General features: G+C 49.4%; 13 protein-coding genes. 10 read left to right on the top strand and 3 right to left on the bottom strand.

Annotation, left to right across the window (positions count from 1 at the left end; translation table 11 throughout):
- The first annotated feature begins 3 nt into the window (after positions 1-3).
- Both nadE and IJG50_07335 read left to right on the top strand, forming a co-directional pair.
- Complete coding sequence (nadE, locus tag IJG50_07340) at positions 4-744, top strand: NAD(+) synthase (GenBank protein ID MBQ3379657.1); 741 nt, start codon at positions 4-6, stop codon at positions 742-744.
- A complete protein-coding gene (locus IJG50_07335; GenBank protein ID MBQ3379656.1) occupies positions 741-1,919 on the top strand; it encodes an LL-diaminopimelate aminotransferase in 1,179 nt (392 codons plus the stop codon). The genes nadE and IJG50_07335 overlap by 4 nt, the downstream gene beginning before the upstream one ends.
- A gap of 145 nt (positions 1,920-2,064) precedes the next feature.
- Here the strand turns inward: IJG50_07335 and IJG50_07330 are convergent, their stop codons facing one another.
- The 3 genes from IJG50_07330 to IJG50_07320 form a co-directional block, all read right to left on the bottom strand.
- Positions 2,065-3,540 (bottom strand): multidrug efflux MFS transporter, encoded by a 1,476-nt coding sequence (locus IJG50_07330; protein MBQ3379655.1) that lies wholly within the window; start codon positions 3,538-3,540, stop codon positions 2,065-2,067.
- Positions 3,541-3,677: 137 nt separating this feature from the next.
- Positions 3,678-5,096, bottom strand: a complete 1,419-nt coding sequence (locus IJG50_07325) for a sodium-dependent transporter (GenBank protein MBQ3379654.1) — start codon at positions 5,094-5,096, stop codon at positions 3,678-3,680.
- 178 nt (positions 5,097-5,274) lie between these two features.
- Positions 5,275-7,176, bottom strand: a complete 1,902-nt coding sequence (locus IJG50_07320) for a carbohydrate-binding domain-containing protein (GenBank protein MBQ3379653.1) — start codon at positions 7,174-7,176, stop codon at positions 5,275-5,277.
- Positions 7,177-7,474: 298 nt separating this feature from the next.
- On the opposite strand from IJG50_07320, the gene IJG50_07315 reads away from it, so the two are divergent.
- The 8 genes from IJG50_07315 to IJG50_07280 all read left to right on the top strand — a co-directional run bounded on the left by IJG50_07315 (position 7,475) and on the right by IJG50_07280 (position 14,952).
- Positions 7,475-8,215: a WecB/TagA/CpsF family glycosyltransferase gene (locus tag IJG50_07315; protein ID MBQ3379652.1), complete on the top strand. Its 741-nt coding sequence runs from the start codon at positions 7,475-7,477 to the stop codon at positions 8,213-8,215.
- Positions 8,216-8,221: 6 nt separating this feature from the next.
- The gene (locus IJG50_07310) at positions 8,222-8,986 is read left to right on the top strand and encodes an FAD-dependent thymidylate synthase (protein MBQ3379651.1); all 765 of its coding nucleotides are present in this window, start codon (positions 8,222-8,224) and stop codon (positions 8,984-8,986) included.
- Between the two features lies 1 nt (position 8,987).
- On the top strand, positions 8,988-9,662 hold the full coding sequence (locus tag IJG50_07305) for a deoxynucleoside kinase (protein MBQ3379650.1): 675 nt from the start codon (positions 8,988-8,990) through the stop codon (positions 9,660-9,662).
- Complete coding sequence (locus IJG50_07300; GenBank protein ID MBQ3379649.1) at positions 9,637-10,560, top strand: DUF2156 domain-containing protein; 924 nt, start codon at positions 9,637-9,639, stop codon at positions 10,558-10,560. The genes IJG50_07305 and IJG50_07300 overlap by 26 nt, the downstream gene beginning before the upstream one ends.
- Positions 10,557-11,588 (top strand): GNAT family N-acetyltransferase, encoded by a 1,032-nt coding sequence (locus IJG50_07295; GenBank protein MBQ3379648.1) that lies wholly within the window; start codon positions 10,557-10,559, stop codon positions 11,586-11,588. The genes IJG50_07300 and IJG50_07295 overlap by 4 nt, the downstream gene beginning before the upstream one ends.
- A gap of 40 nt (positions 11,589-11,628) precedes the next feature.
- The gene (locus IJG50_07290) at positions 11,629-12,153 is read left to right on the top strand and encodes a 5-formyltetrahydrofolate cyclo-ligase (protein MBQ3379647.1); all 525 of its coding nucleotides are present in this window, start codon (positions 11,629-11,631) and stop codon (positions 12,151-12,153) included.
- A 260-nt stretch (positions 12,154-12,413) separates the two neighbouring features.
- On the top strand, positions 12,414-14,303 hold the full coding sequence (gene mltG / locus IJG50_07285) for an endolytic transglycosylase MltG (protein MBQ3379646.1): 1,890 nt from the start codon (positions 12,414-12,416) through the stop codon (positions 14,301-14,303).
- Positions 14,304-14,307: 4 nt separating this feature from the next.
- Positions 14,308-14,952: an O-methyltransferase gene (locus IJG50_07280; protein ID MBQ3379645.1), complete on the top strand. Its 645-nt coding sequence runs from the start codon at positions 14,308-14,310 to the stop codon at positions 14,950-14,952.

Here is a 14,952-nt window from a genome sequence, read left to right as displayed (position 1 = left end):
ATTATGCGCGACTATAAGGCTGAGCTTGAGAACCGCATACAGTTTGTACGCGACCTTTTAAAGAAAACGGGAGCAAAGGGTATAGTATTCGGAAATTCCGGAGGAAAGGATTCGGCGCTTGTGGGTATAATCTGCAAGATGGCGTGTGAGAATACCGTAGGCATAATAATGCCGTGTGCGTCAAAGCAAAATTACGGCAGCGATACCGACGACGCGAACGCCGTTGCGAAGAAGTTTAGTATTGAGAACCGTACTGTCGATCTGACGGCGGCGCGCGAGGAGATAATAAAGAGCGCGTCGAAGGTGAGCACGCTTTCGCCGGAGGCGATATCGAACATTGCGCCGCGTCTTCGCATGGCAACGCTTTACGCGATAGGCCAGTCGGAGGGCAGGCTCGTTGCCGGAACGGGCAACAGAAGCGAGGCGTATATGGGCTATTTTACGAAGTGGGGTGACGGCGCGCATGACTTCAACGTTATATTCGATCTGACTGCGACCGAGGTGTTCGAGTTTTTAAGATATCTCGAGGCTCCGCTTTCGATAATCGAAAAGGCGCCCTCTGCGGGACTTTACGACGGTCAGACCGACGAGAAGGACATGGGCGTGACATATGCGGCGATAGACAAGTTCATAACGACGGGAGAAGCAAACGACAAGGACCGTGCAATTATAGAGCGTTATCATAACAGAAGCCTTCATAAGCTCGAGCCCATAGTTCGTTATGGAGGAATACAGAAGCCGTGAGGATAAACGAAAACTATAACGACCTTAAAGAAAACTATCTCTTTTCCGACATTGCAAGAAAGGTGAGAGAGTATAAAGAAAAGCATCCCGAAGCCGACATAATAAGATTGGGCATAGGCGACGTTACGCTGCCGCTTTGTAAAAGCGCGGTCAACGCTATGGTGAAAGCTTCGCTTGAAATGGGAAATAAAGAGACGTTTCACGGCTACGGCGACGAGCAGGGCTACCCTTTTTTAAGAGAGGCAATAGCAGGGTATTATAAAAGACGCGGCGTTTTTCTCGATGTTTCGGAGATCTTCATCTCGGACGGCGCGAAGAGCGATCTCGGCAATATGCTGGATCTCTTCGGCGCGGACAATACGGCGCTCATACCCGATCCCGTATATCCCGTATATGTAGACACCAATATCATGGCGGGACGCAATATTGCTTTTCTTAACGCTGACGCCAAGAATAATTTTTTGCCGCTGCCCGACGATTCTCTGCGCGGAGATATAGTATACATCTGCTCGCCAAATAATCCCACCGGCGCGGTATATACGCGCGAGGGTCTTAAAAAGTGGGTGGATTGGGCCAACGCCTGCGATGCGGTGATTCTTTTCGACGCGGCATATGAGGCGTTCATATCAGATGACAGCCTGCCTCATTCGATATACGAGATAGAGGGCGCTCGCACCTGCGCCGTGGAGATATGCTCGCTTTCGAAGACGGCGGGATTTACGGGTACGCGATGCGGGTATACTGTAGTGCCGAATACTCTTTTGCGCGGCGGAAAGTCGCTTATGAAGATGTGGTTAAGACGTCAGACAACTAAATTTAACGGCGTGCCCTATATCGTGCAGCGCGGCGCAGAAGCCGTGTTTACCGAAGCGGGGCAGCGTGAGATAAAGGAAAGCATCGCATATTATAAAGAAAACGCGCGTATAATTGCGGATGCGCTTTGTAGCGCGGGCGTAGAGTTTTCGGGCGGAGTACATTCGCCGTATATCTGGCTTAAATGTCCCGACGGGATGACCTCGTGGGAATATTTCGATCATCTTTTAAGAGAGGCCGACGTAGTGGGAACGCCGGGCGCCGGTTTCGGAAAGAACGGAGAGGGATATTTTCGCCTTACGGCCTTCGGCGACCGCGATAACGTTAAAAAAGCCGTAAAAAGGATAATGGAGTTAAAATAATAATTGGGCTATAGCAAAAGAGCTCTTTTAAAAATGTGCATAAAAGAAAGACGCTTTCATGGGGACGAAAGTCCCTTCGGAAGCGTCTTTTTATCTGTTTTATACGGGGAGATTTATTTCATAAACAGCACAGTTATCTATATGTTTATGATTTTTCGCCCTCGGGCAGGGCTGTTTTGTCGGCGTCGGGCAGCGCGCCTGCCCTTTCGCCCGCGGGGAGCTTCTTTTTGCCCCTGTTATCCTTAACGAAGATTAAGCACAGCACGAGACCGACTATCATTAAGATCATCGAGCTTAGGAATGCAACGTGGAAGCCGTGCATCTGAGCATCTATCGGACCCAAAGCCATCGAATTCTGAGTACTTATGGAGTACACGGTCACGAAAACGGCAGTTCCAAGCGAGCCTGCGACCTGTCTTAACGTATTGTTTATCGCGGTAGCGTGGGCAAGCACCTTGTTTTCAAGCGAGTTCATACCCCACGTCGTGAGGGGCATAAGTATGAACGCGATGCCGACGGCGCGAAGTGAGAACATCGTGCATATGAGCGCCACATGCGTTTGAGGTGTGCATACAACAAAGAATATCGTGCCGATCACCATGAAGGTAAAGCCTGCGATGCTAAGACCGCGAGGACCTTTTTTATCGAGGATAATACCGCTTATCGGGTTCATTGCCGCCATGACGGCTGCGCCCGGCACTTGGATAAGTCCCGACTGCGTCGCGCTGTAGCCCGATACGTTCTGAAGGAATATAGGTATCAGCACTCCCGCGAACAGAAGCGCGGCGAATACTATCATCGAAAGTATCGTGCCAATAAGAAACGGCACGCTCTTTAACGTCCTCACATCGAGAAACGGTTCCGAAAGCCTTGTCTGACGGCGGAACATTGCAATTACCGCTATAACGCCGACTATCGTGCATATTATGACTATGGGATTTGTCCAACCCATATTAGATACCGATCCGAAGGCGTAGAGAACAGCAAAAAAGCCCACGGTCGAAAGAAGGAGCGAGAGCTTGTCAAGCGAAGCCTTTCTGGGAGTCGTCTGATTTTCAAGGAAGAAAAGCGCGAGCACGATATCTATTACGGCGATAGGTATTATGGCGGCAAAAATGGAGCGCCAGCCCCACATATCGGTCATCCAGCCGGAAAGCGCGGGACCTACTATGGGCGCGGCGCCGACGATAAGACCTATCGTGCCCATCGCGCCTCCGCGCCGCTCTTTGGGGAACATCCAAAGTATCATCGTGGTAACGAGCGGCACGAGTATGCCGCTTCCGAGCGACTGCACGACTCGGCCCGCGATAAGCACCCAGAATGCGGGCGATATTGCGGCGAGCGCCGTTCCTACGGCGAAGCATACCATGGAGATGCAGAAAAGCAGCTTTGTCGAGAAGCGCGTTATGAGATACGCCGTAACGGGCACCATTATTCCCATAACGAGAAGATATACGGTCGTGAGCCACCCAGCGTCCGCAGCCGTTATATCGAAGGTGGATATAATGCTCGGAAGCGCAGGCGTTACTATAGTCGAGCTTAAAGAAGACATGAACGAGCCTATTATAACTACGACGAGCGATATGAACATTTTTTTAGTCAGCTTGAATTTTTCGGCCATAAAACACCCCGTAAAACAGTAAAGATATATTTACCAATTTCAGAATATAACATTAAACGAACGAATTGTCAATAATTATAAATCTTTAAAACAAAAAACGCGCCCCCGCGATTTTGCGGGAGCGCGCCGCGAACGATCTACTTTATTACGAGCCCCAAAACTCCCGTAGACTGCAAAAACAGCACGAACATCATTATCGGAGCGACGTATTTTATCATAACGCGGTAAAGAGCCTTGCGCGTGAACTTGTGTCCGCTCGACTCCACCTCGTCTATTATCCATTGCGGCCCCACTACCCAGCCTATGAGTATGCACGACAGAAGCGAGACGAACGGCATCATAAAGTTGTTGCTTACGTAGTCCATTATGTCGAGGAGCTGACCCGTCGAGCCGTTCGGCAGCTTAACCTCGAAGTAGAATATGCTGTAGCCCAAAACGATAACGGCGGACGCCGCCATATATATCACGGTAAGCACGAGCGTCGTCTTTTTTCGCGTTGACTTGAAGATCTCCATACAGTTCGCAACGATAGGTTCGAGCACGGATATGCACGAGGTCAGCGCCGCAAACGCCGCCATGATGAAGAATACGCCGCCTATAACGGGTCCTGCCGCGCCCATCGACGAAAACACCTTGGGCAGCGAAACGAACATAAGGGACGGGCCCACGCTCATGCCCTCAACGCCTGAGAATACATATACGGCGGGGACGAGCATCGCGCCCGCAAGCAGCGCAACGCCCGTATCGACAACTTCTATCTGATTTATCGACTTATTTAAATTTACCTCCGGCTTTACGTATGAGCCGTAAGTTATCATTATGCCCATCGAAACGCTCAGCGAGAAGAAGAGCTGACTCATTGCATCTAGAAGTATCTGCAAAAAGCGTCCCGGAGTAACGCCGTCAAAGTTTGGCTTAAAATATACCAAAAGTCCCTCAAGTCCCGTTCTAGTAACGCCGGAGCCGTCCGTATGGCTGATAGTGAGCACGAAGACGGTTATGCCGATTATCATAACGAGCAGAACGGGCATGATGAATTTAGATACCTTTTCTATGCCGCCTTCAACGCCGTTGTAGACTATGACGGAGGTGAATGCCATAAAGATAAGCGCGAAGAAAACGGGGGAGACAGGCGAGGTGATGAACGATACGAAAAAGCCGTCTTCCGCCGCAGCTTCGGCCATGCCGGTGACGTAAACGGTAAAATACTTCGTTATCCAGCCGCCTATAACGGCATAGTACGTCATTATGATAACGGGCACAAGAAACGTGAGCACACCTAAAAATTTCCACTTAGGATGCATCTCGGCATAGGCGTGTATGGAGCTTTTTTTCGTTCTGCGTCCTACCGCTATATCCGACGTGAGCAGCGTAAAGCCGAACGTAAGCACCAAAACGAGATATACGATTATAAAAAGACCGCCGCCGTCTTTTGCGGCAAGATAGGGGAACCTCCACAGGTTGCCGACGCCCACGGCGCTGCCCGCAGCCGCTAGAACGAAGCCGAGCTGTCCCGAAAAATTGCCCGACCCCTTGGTTTTCTTGGGTTTTTCCATTTTTTGAAATCACTCGCAAAACAATATTTGTCCGAAAAAGACGCGCTTTTTCGGACAGTAATAAACATTATACTTAATTAAACGTATAAGTCAAGGCTTTTACGCCGTTTTTAAAACAGGCACGGGAATAAAAAGAGCCGGGGGCCGTTTTACCCCCGACTCTTTTAGGATCCGGTATTCAGTTAGCCTCGCACGTTGAAACGGCGCTGCCGTTTACATATAAGGTGTACGTTCCCGAAGATATGTCTTCCGAGGTGAATACGATATGATCTGCGCGTTTTACCGACTCAAACTCAAATACCGTATTGCCGCTCTCGTCCGTTATCGTGACGTCGTCGCCCGAACTTAAATTCGTCGAAAGCATGAACGTAACGCTTTGCTGTGTGCTCTGCGCGCCCGGCCCCTGCGCCATTTGCGCGTTGCCTACAGCCAGAAGAGTGCCGCCCGTCACGGTGAGGCTTGAGTTTACGTCTCCGTAATCTATCGCGCCGTTGCCGCCGTCTTCGCTTGCATAAACGAGAGTCGTACCGCCATAAACGTATATATTGCCGTTTGAATCAATGCCGTCGCCTTTGCAGTTTACCGTGATATTGCCGCCGTAGATATGTACGGCGTAGTCTTCGCCGTTTGATTCGGGAACGGTAAAGCCTGCGTTGGCCGACGCCGTGTCAAAAGCTTCGTCCGGCAGTTCGCCGTCAAAGCCTTCGGGCGGTTCGCTCGGGAAGTCGCCGTCCATATTGCCGTCAAAGCCTTCGGGAGGTTCGCCGGGGAAGTCTCCGTCTGTGTTGCCGGACGGCCTTTCGGGGCGTTCGCCGAAAGCATCGCTCGACATATCGCCGGACATATTTCCATGCATACCGTGACCGCCGCGTCCTCCCATAACGCCGGGGCCCATACCGCCGCCTCCGCCGGGATTGAATGTGTCGCCGCCCGAGCCCCCGTCGCCTCCCGCGGCGTTTATTCCGTCGTCTGAGGCCGTTATATCGATATTGCCGGAATATACGTATACTGTACCTCCCTCGAGACCTTCAAGACTGCTTTCGATATTTATGTTTATATCGTCATCGCTGCCGCCCAGGGTCCCTATTATAAGCGAGGTGTCGGCGTGGAACGCGTCGTCAGCCGAGTTTATCGTCATATTTCCGCCCAGGATATATACGTATGTGTCGCTGTGGAAAGCGTCGTCTGCGGCGTTGATATTGAAATCGCCGCCGTTTACCGTTATAGTACCGGCCGATTTGAACGCCTTTTGGCTGTCGCTTTCGCCGCTGCTTTCCGTGGTGACGTTGAAGCTGCCGCCGTTTACGATGATCTCGCCGTCGGACGTTATTGCATCGCCCTTTGCGTTAAGTGTGATATTGCCGCCGTTTACGGTTATTATTGCGGGGGTCGTGTCGCTTACCGCGTCTGGCGAGGATTTTATCGCATCGCCGCCGCTTGTTATGTCGATATTACCGGAGTTTATCGTAAGCGCACTGTCGGCGCATATGCCGTCGTCCGTGCTTATTACGGTAACGCTTGCGTCTTCTATCGTAAGGCTGCCGTCGGCCTTTATGCCGTTTTTATTATTGCCGGTCACCGTGAGCGCGCCCGTGCCGTTTATCGTAAGGTCGCCGTCGGAATTTACGGCCGATTTCGGTTTTTCTTCGCTGCGGTCTGTATCGGAGACCGAGTTTTGGGTCCCCTCCGCAAGGGTGATGGTCACATTGGAATCGCTGCCCTCCGCTTTTATGGGCGCTCCCTCGCCGTAAGTAAGATCAAGTCCGTTCAGAATAAGCGTAACGTCGCCCGAGCCCTCAGTCACGAGGATGTATCCGTCGGAGCACTCTCCCGTGAAGGCGTAAGTGCCGGGAGAGGTTATTATTACGCTCGTGCCCTTTATGCTGTCGCCGCCGCCCGAGTCTGCGGTCACGCCCGAGTTCGTGAACGTATAAGTGACGTCTGCGGTGACGTCGGGGTTTACGTATTTTTCGCTGCTGCCATCGTCAGAATTCGAGACCTGGCAGCCCGCCAGCATGGCGAGAAGGAACACGACTGCAAGTATCATTGACATTATTTTTACAGGCAGATGTTTTTTCATTTTGGATTACCTCCTTGTCTGTTGTGATTACATTGTAGCCTGCAAATATGGCGGTCTTGTGAAGACGGAGTGAAAAAAGCGCGTTCGTTTTGAAAATGTTTGCGTATATGTCAAATTGCAGGGACAAAAACACGCTGCATATTATCAAAAAAATGCCGTATTTAGGCATTGAGTCGATTTTGCTTGAAAAATTTTTGCATATATGATACAATACATTGATTATAATACGGATGCTGTTGACTTTAAAGACTTATACGCTGCGTATACTTACTTATATACATTCCCTTCGGAGGACAAAATGGAAAAGGTCGATATTTTAGGCGTAAAATTCGATAATGTAACAATGGACGAGGCCATCATGGAGGTTTTACGCCTGCTTAAAAACAACGAGACGGACATGATCGTAACGCCAAATCCCGAGATCGTTCAGCTTTGCGTAGACGATCCTTCCGTTATGGAAGTGATAAACTCCGCTTCACTTACGGTAGCTGACGGCATAGGCGTAATATATGCCGCAAAAATGCTAGGAACTCCGTTAAAAGGGAGGGTGCCGGGGTTTGAGCTTGCGACGAACCTTTTAAGATATATAGAAACGGGCGAATATCGTCTCTTCCTTCTCGGAGCGGCGCCGGGCATTGCCGAAAGAGCCGCAGAGAATATAAAAAACAAATATCCGCGCATTGATATCTGCGGCACTAACGACGGATACTTTTCCGACGAGGAGCGCATCGTTAACAAGATAAACGAATGCGAGGCCGATATTTGCTTTGTTTGCCTGGGCGCGCCGAAACAGGAGATATTTATTAAGAGGCATCTTAAAGATACATGCGCCAAGGTCATGATAGGACTCGGCGGCAGCATGGATATATTTGCGGGGAATGTAAAGCGCGCGCCTGCATGGATGTCGCGCATGGGCCTTGAGTGGCTTTACCGCCTCGTGACGAATCCGAAGCGCATGCGCCGTATGATGAAGATACCGGTATTCTTAAATAACGTATCAAGAGAGAAAAAACGCAGAAGCTTAGAGAAAGCGAGGTAGTGAAAAATGGAGCATAAGGTTACGCTGATAGCTTATACGCCCGAGCCTCAGAAAATCGTTGCGGCAGCGGCAAAGCTGTGTTATTCAAGCAGCGCCGGAGATGAGCTTTTAAACGGCATAGACGATGAGAGCGCGGCCGACTTTATAGATATGCTCTCCGATCTGGGACATCAGAGCCCTATTGAACACGCTTCGTTTACTTTCCTTATTGAGGGCGTATCAAGAAGCCTGCTTGCGCAGATAACGCGCCACCGCATAGCTTCGTTTTCCGTAAAATCGCAGAGATATGTTAAGGAGGGGCAGTTCGAATATGTCGTGCCGCCCGAAATAGAGAGCGAGCCAGAGGCGTTGAATATATTCAAAAAGTCGATGGAGGACGCGCAGAAAAGCTACAATGCGCTTGCGGACATACTTGAAAAGAAGCATTATGAGACGTTCACGGCCCAAGGCAAGCCCGAACGCGAAGCACGGCGCGCCGCATCCAAAAAAGCTATCGAAGATGCGCGTTTCGTTCTTCCCAATGCGTGCGAAACGAAAATGATAATCACAATGAACGCCCGAAGCCTTCACAACTTTTTCAGACTGCGATGCTGCAATCGCGCCCAGTGGGAGATACGCGCCGTGGCGACGGACATGTTAAAGGAAGTTAAGCGCACAGCTCCGGCGCTTTTTAAGAACGCCGGTCCGGGATGCGCTTCGGGCGGATGTACCGAGGGCAAAATGTCGTGCGGACGCGCAAAAGAGATGAGAGAATATTATCGGGGGCTTTGAGATGGGAAAGCTTATAGTTATCGACGGCCTTGACGCTTCGGGCAAGCAGACGCAGTGCGAGCTTCTTTATAAGGCGATGCGCGCTATGGGGGAAAACGTAAAAATGATAAGCTTCCCCAATTATGACGACGAGTCGAGCACGCTCGTAAAAATGTATTTGAAAGGCGAGTTCGGCACGGATCCCGCCGACGTGAACGCCTATATGGCGTCGTCGTTCTATGCCGTTGACAGATGCGCGTCTTATCTTAAATATTGGAAAAGCTTTTATGAAGGCGGCGGCGTCGTCATAGCCGACCGCTATACTACTTCGAACGCGATACATCAGGGCGTTAAGCTTTCAAAAGAAACGCGTAAAGAATATTTTGACTGGCTTTACGAGTATGAATTCGAGCGACTTAAGCTGCCTAAGCCCGATACGGTGATTTTTCTGGATGTGCCGCCCGCCGTATCGATTAAGCTTATGGAAGGGCGAAATAACAAGATAGACAATTCAAAGAGCCGAGACATACATGAGGCCTCAAAAAAATATCTTTTCGGCTGTTATGATGCGGCGCTTCAGGCGGCGGATTATCTCGGCTGGAAAAAGGTAAAATGCGTAAAAGAAGAAAAAATAAGAGAAATAGAGGATATTTCACGGGAGGTGTTTTCACTTGCAGCAGGTGGAAATAAAGACTGAAACTTTGAGTTTTGAAAATATAGAGCTTTCGCACGAGGCGCTTCTTTCGGCTTATCTTAAAGCTCAAAAATACCGCATCTGCGACTTTTCGTTCGTGAATATGTATGCATGGCGAACGATATACGGCACGTCGTTCGCAATAGAGGACGGTATGCTCTTTATCCGCGTCGGCGCACAGCCGAAGGATTACGCCTTTTTGCCGCCGATCGGAGACGGCGACTTTAAAAAGGCGGTGATGCGCCTCGTCGATTATGCGAAGGAGCTTGATATAAAGCTCAAGCTCGTATCAGTGCCGAAGGAAGTAAGAGAAAGCCTTGAGACACTTATGGGCACGGCGTTTGAGTTTACCACGAACCGCGACGGGTACGATTATCTTTACGAAAGAGAGAAGCTTTCGACGTACAGCGGAAAGAAGCTCCACGGCAAGAAGAATCATATAAATAAGTTCCAGGCGACGTACAATTGGCGCGTGGAGGAGATAACGCGCGACAATATCGAGGATTGCGTTATAATACAGACGCAGTGGTGCGCCGAGAACGAGTGCGACGGCGCGGACGGCAGTTTGAGCGACGAGACCTGCGCCGTAAGAACGGTGCTTTCCGCGTATTTCGATCTGCCCGTGCGCGGACTCATTCTTTATGTTGACGACGAGCCTGCGGCATATTCGATAGGCTCTGAAATAACGGAGGATACGTTTGACGTTCATATAGAAAAGGCGCTGACGAAGTACGACGGCGTTTATTCGATGATATGTATGCAGATGGCAAAGATATGCTGCGAGGGCTTTACGTATATGAACCGCGAGGAGGATCTGGGCGACGAGGGCTTAAGAAAATCGAAGCTGTCGTATCGTCCCGTTGAGATACTTTCAAAGGATATCGCGGTGTATAAGTTATGATACGCCTTTGGAAGCCGTCTGACGAGCCTGCTCTTAAAGCGTTGTGGCGAGATACGTTCGGCGACCCGGACGTTTATATAGACAAAGTGATATTTAAGTATAAGACTGCACCTGAAAGCATTATGCTTTTTGAGAGCGGGGGGAAGCTTATATCGGCCGTTCATATGCCCAGGTCCGGGTTTAACTTTTGGGGAAAAGAGCTTTCGGCCGCATATGTAATGGGCGTGGCTACCGATAAGAGCGAACGCGGACACGGCTATATGCGCCCGCTTATGAATAATGCGCTTAAGAGCATGTACGACTCCGACACGTCGTTTTGCACGCTTATACCGGCAGAAGGCTGGCTTTATGATTATTACGCCGGCTTCGGTTTTACGGAGGCGTTTTACTTAAAAAAAGATGAAGTTTACATAAATAAAAGCGGCGCTTTCAACGAAGAAGTAAGCGAAAGTAGGGACGATGAAGCGCTTTATCGCTTTTATCGCGACTATTTCAGAGATGAGCCGTTCTATATAAAAAAAAGCCTAAAGGATCTCAAGGCGGTGCTTACGGATCACCGTCTGGGAAAGGGACGCGTACTCATACATAAGACGAACGGGCGCATAGACGGCGCGTGTTTTGTGATAAGCGACAGCGGCGGATGCCTAGTTAAGGAGCTTTGCGCAAGCGAAAATAAAGTTAGGGGCGCGCTTTTATCATATGCGGCGTCACTTTACGATACGGAAAAATTAAAAATGATCTCGCGCCCGAGAAACGCCCGCGAGGACGGCGCATATCGCCGCGGCATGATACGCGCCGTGAGTGTTTTTGACGTGCTTGGCGCATACGCGGCGGCACATGAAGAAGAAAGCCTTGCACTGTCGGTAAAAGACGATAATATAAGCGTGAATACGGGCGTATACAGACTGAGTGACGGCGTCGTTTCAAAGATTTCCGATGAGGCTTACGACGAAGCGCTTTCACCGGCTGAAGTTATGCGATTTGTTCTTAAGGGACAAACCTGCTATATGAATTTGATGCTTGACTGATTTTTTAATTGATATGGATAAAAAGACGCTAAGAGCAAAAATGAAAAAACGCCGCGCCGAAATACGAGGCATGGACAACATATCACGAGCAATAAAGCGGAAGGTGCTTTCTCTTTCCGAGACTGAGAATGCCAAGACCGTTTTTTGCTATGTATCCTTCGGAACGGAGGCGGCGACGCACGAGCTCATACATTCGCTTTTGCATGAAGGTAAACGCGTGTGCGTGCCGAAAACATATCAAAGCGGCCGTATGGACGCCGTGGAGATAGACGGCCTAGGGCGCTTAAAACAAGGAAGCCTTGGAGTTATGGAGCCCGAAGACGGAAAAATTGTCGAAAAATCAGATATTGATATTGTAATAATCCCTGCACTTTGCTATGATAAGCTTGGGTATCGTTTGGGATACGGAAAGGGCTTTTACGACAGATATCTTGAGGATTTTCGTGGAATAAAGCTTGGCATCTGTCCCGATGAATGCCTAGTTTCAGATGTGCATCACGACGCCCATGACGTAAAAGCAGATATAATAGTAACGCAAAGCGAAGTTTTTTACCTGACAAAATAGTGCGAACGGACATAATATATGCCCGTTCGCTTGTGTGCGCTTCGATTTTTTCTAATAGCGATCGTTTTCACCGTTTAAAAGCACAAAAACGATGATTATCAAGGCTATAACAAGCCATGTGTTTTCGCTGCCGAAGAAACCTGACCCACCGCCGCAGGAATTGCCGCAGTTATCCATTTTCTCACCTCGTTTTTTGTAGGGTGATATATCATATGCAGATCTGCAGCGCTTGGTGAGAGCGCAGATCTACGGAGGTAGTAATGAGCGATCAAAAACAAGAATATCCGAGAGGAGACGCTCCCAGAAGGCCGAGAAACGAATATTATCCTCAAGCTAAGAAGGGAAATATCACTCGGCCGAGAAATGAATATTATCCCACGTCCACCGGCGAAACGAAAATAAGACCGAGAAATGAAAGCGGAATGCCGACTGCGCCGAAAAGCGCGCGCACAGAGGACATGCCCGAAAAGAAGCCTGTCTCAAAAAAGAAGTCTTCGTTTTCGGATATATTTAAAAGTTCCGATGACAAAAAGAAGCAAAAGGCGAAAACAGCCGCGCCCCGGCGCAGCGTGACAGAGACTAAAAAGAAGAGCACAGCCGCAAGATCTTACGGCACATCGGGCTACTCGGAAGAAAAGACGCAGACCGCGCCGCAAAAAAAGCTGACTGCGAAGGAAGCGCAGGCAATAAGGCGCGCGCAATCCGTAAAGAGCGCGTCAAAAGCTTCATACACGGCGGCGGGGAGCACGCAAACCGCGCCGAGAAACGCATCTGCGTCACGTTCAAGCATAGACAGCTATCTCGACACATATAACAAAACGTCAGACTGGCTTGACGAGAAAAAAAGAGACGAAGAGCAAAGGAAGGCCGAACAGAAGGCAAGAAAAGAGGCCAAACGCCAGAGAGACTTAGAAAAAAAGGCCAAAGAAAAAAGCGAAAAAAAGGCTGAAAAGGCTCGCGCTCGAGCATCAAAAAAGGAAGACGAAGGCAAAAGAAAAAGCGCGGGAGAGCTTTTAAATGAGCTGAGATCAAAAAAAGATAAAAAAGAATCTCAGGAAAAAGTAAATACAGAGGGAAAAAGAAAGCGTAAGACGGGACTAAAGCTTGTTCAGGCGGTAGTCGTAAGGTCGCTTATATATCTTGTTATCGCAGGCATTATATCGGCATTCATCATAAGCGTCGCAAACGACGCGTTCGGTCTTACAAAGGTCGATACGACGGAGATAGAGGTGACCATACCGGACGGAGCCTCGACGAAGGATATAGCTAAGATACTGCATAAGAACAAGCTTATAAAATACGAATTTGCATACGTGCTGTATGCGAAAATGACGAAAGAGGACGGCACGGCGAAATTCGGAGACTTTATACTTTCATACGATATGACGTACGATAATATAATGACGACCTTAAAACGCGGTCCCTTCTCCGAAACAAATCCGGATGACATAAGGATCCTTATCCCGGAGGGCTATGAGTGCGATCAGATAATCGACCTGCTCGTAAGCAACGGGCTCGGCACGCGGGAGACTTTCGAGGACGTTATAAACAATCACGATTTCGGATATAACTTCATAGACAGGATACCTGCCGACCGTCAGGGATATCGCCTTGAGGGATATTTGTTCCCCGATACATATATCTTCTCGAAAACAGAGGGAGAGATCTCGATAATAAGAAGAATGCTTCTTAACTTCGACAGAAAGATCACTGTAGATCTCTACGACAGAATGAACGAGCTCGGATATTCGCTCGACGAAACGATAACGCTGGCGTCGATAATCGAGCGCGAGGCGGGCACACTGTCGGATATGCCGCTCATTTCGTCGGTATTCCATAACAGACTCAATTCCGATTACAGATATCTCGAGTCCGACGCTACGCTCCAGTTCGTAATAGGCGAGAGAAAGGACATAGTATCGTATGAGGATACGGAGCTTGACAATCCTTACAATACATATCAGTATGCGGGACTGCCGCCCGGACCGATAGCATCGCCCGGTCTTGCGGCGATAAAGGCTGCGCTCTATCCGGAGGATACGAATTACTTCTACTTCGTTGCACGCGGAGACGGAACGAGCATGTTTGCCGAAACGTATGAGGAGCATCAGAGGAACGTCACCGTCGCAAGCAGAACGTGGGGAAATTAAGACGATGAATATAACTTACGATTATATAGACGAGTATATCTCCTCGCTTTACAGCGAGGAGAATCGTCTGATAAATGAAATAATCAAATTTGCCAGAGAGCGTCATATACCGGTGGTGTGTGACGCTGCCGCTTTAATGCTTAAATTTTTATGTGCCAGAGAGAGGCCCGCGCGCATACTCGAGGTGGGCACTGCGGTGGGATGCTCCGCGCTTATGATGTATTATGCGTCGGGCTCTGATCCGAAGATCGTTACAATAGAGCGAAACGAGGATATGGCCGCGCTGGCAAAGGAGAATATCGAGCGGGCAGGGCTTTCAGGGCGCATAGAGATAATAATAGCAGACGCGCACGAGGCGCTTTCGATGCAGAGCGGCGAATTCGACTTTATTTTTATGGACGCGGCGAAGGGACAGTATTTAAGCTTCCTTCCCGACGTTCTTAGGCTGCTTTCGCCTTCGGGACTTTTGGTCTGCGACAATGTGCTCATTCGAGGTATGGTGGCAAACGATGCGCTCGTGCCTCACAGGCATAAGACTATGACTGTGAATATGCGCGCTTTTATTGATAAGATAAAGCTCGATCCGACACTTGATTTTGCGCTTTTGTCAGTCGGGGACGGTATGCTGTTATGCCAAAAGAAGAGGTGA

The organism is Clostridia bacterium (assembly GCA_017405765.1).
Lineage (GTDB): Bacteria > Bacillota > Clostridia > Oscillospirales > RGIG577 > RGIG577.
This window is presented reverse-complemented; position numbering and strand designations above follow the sequence as displayed.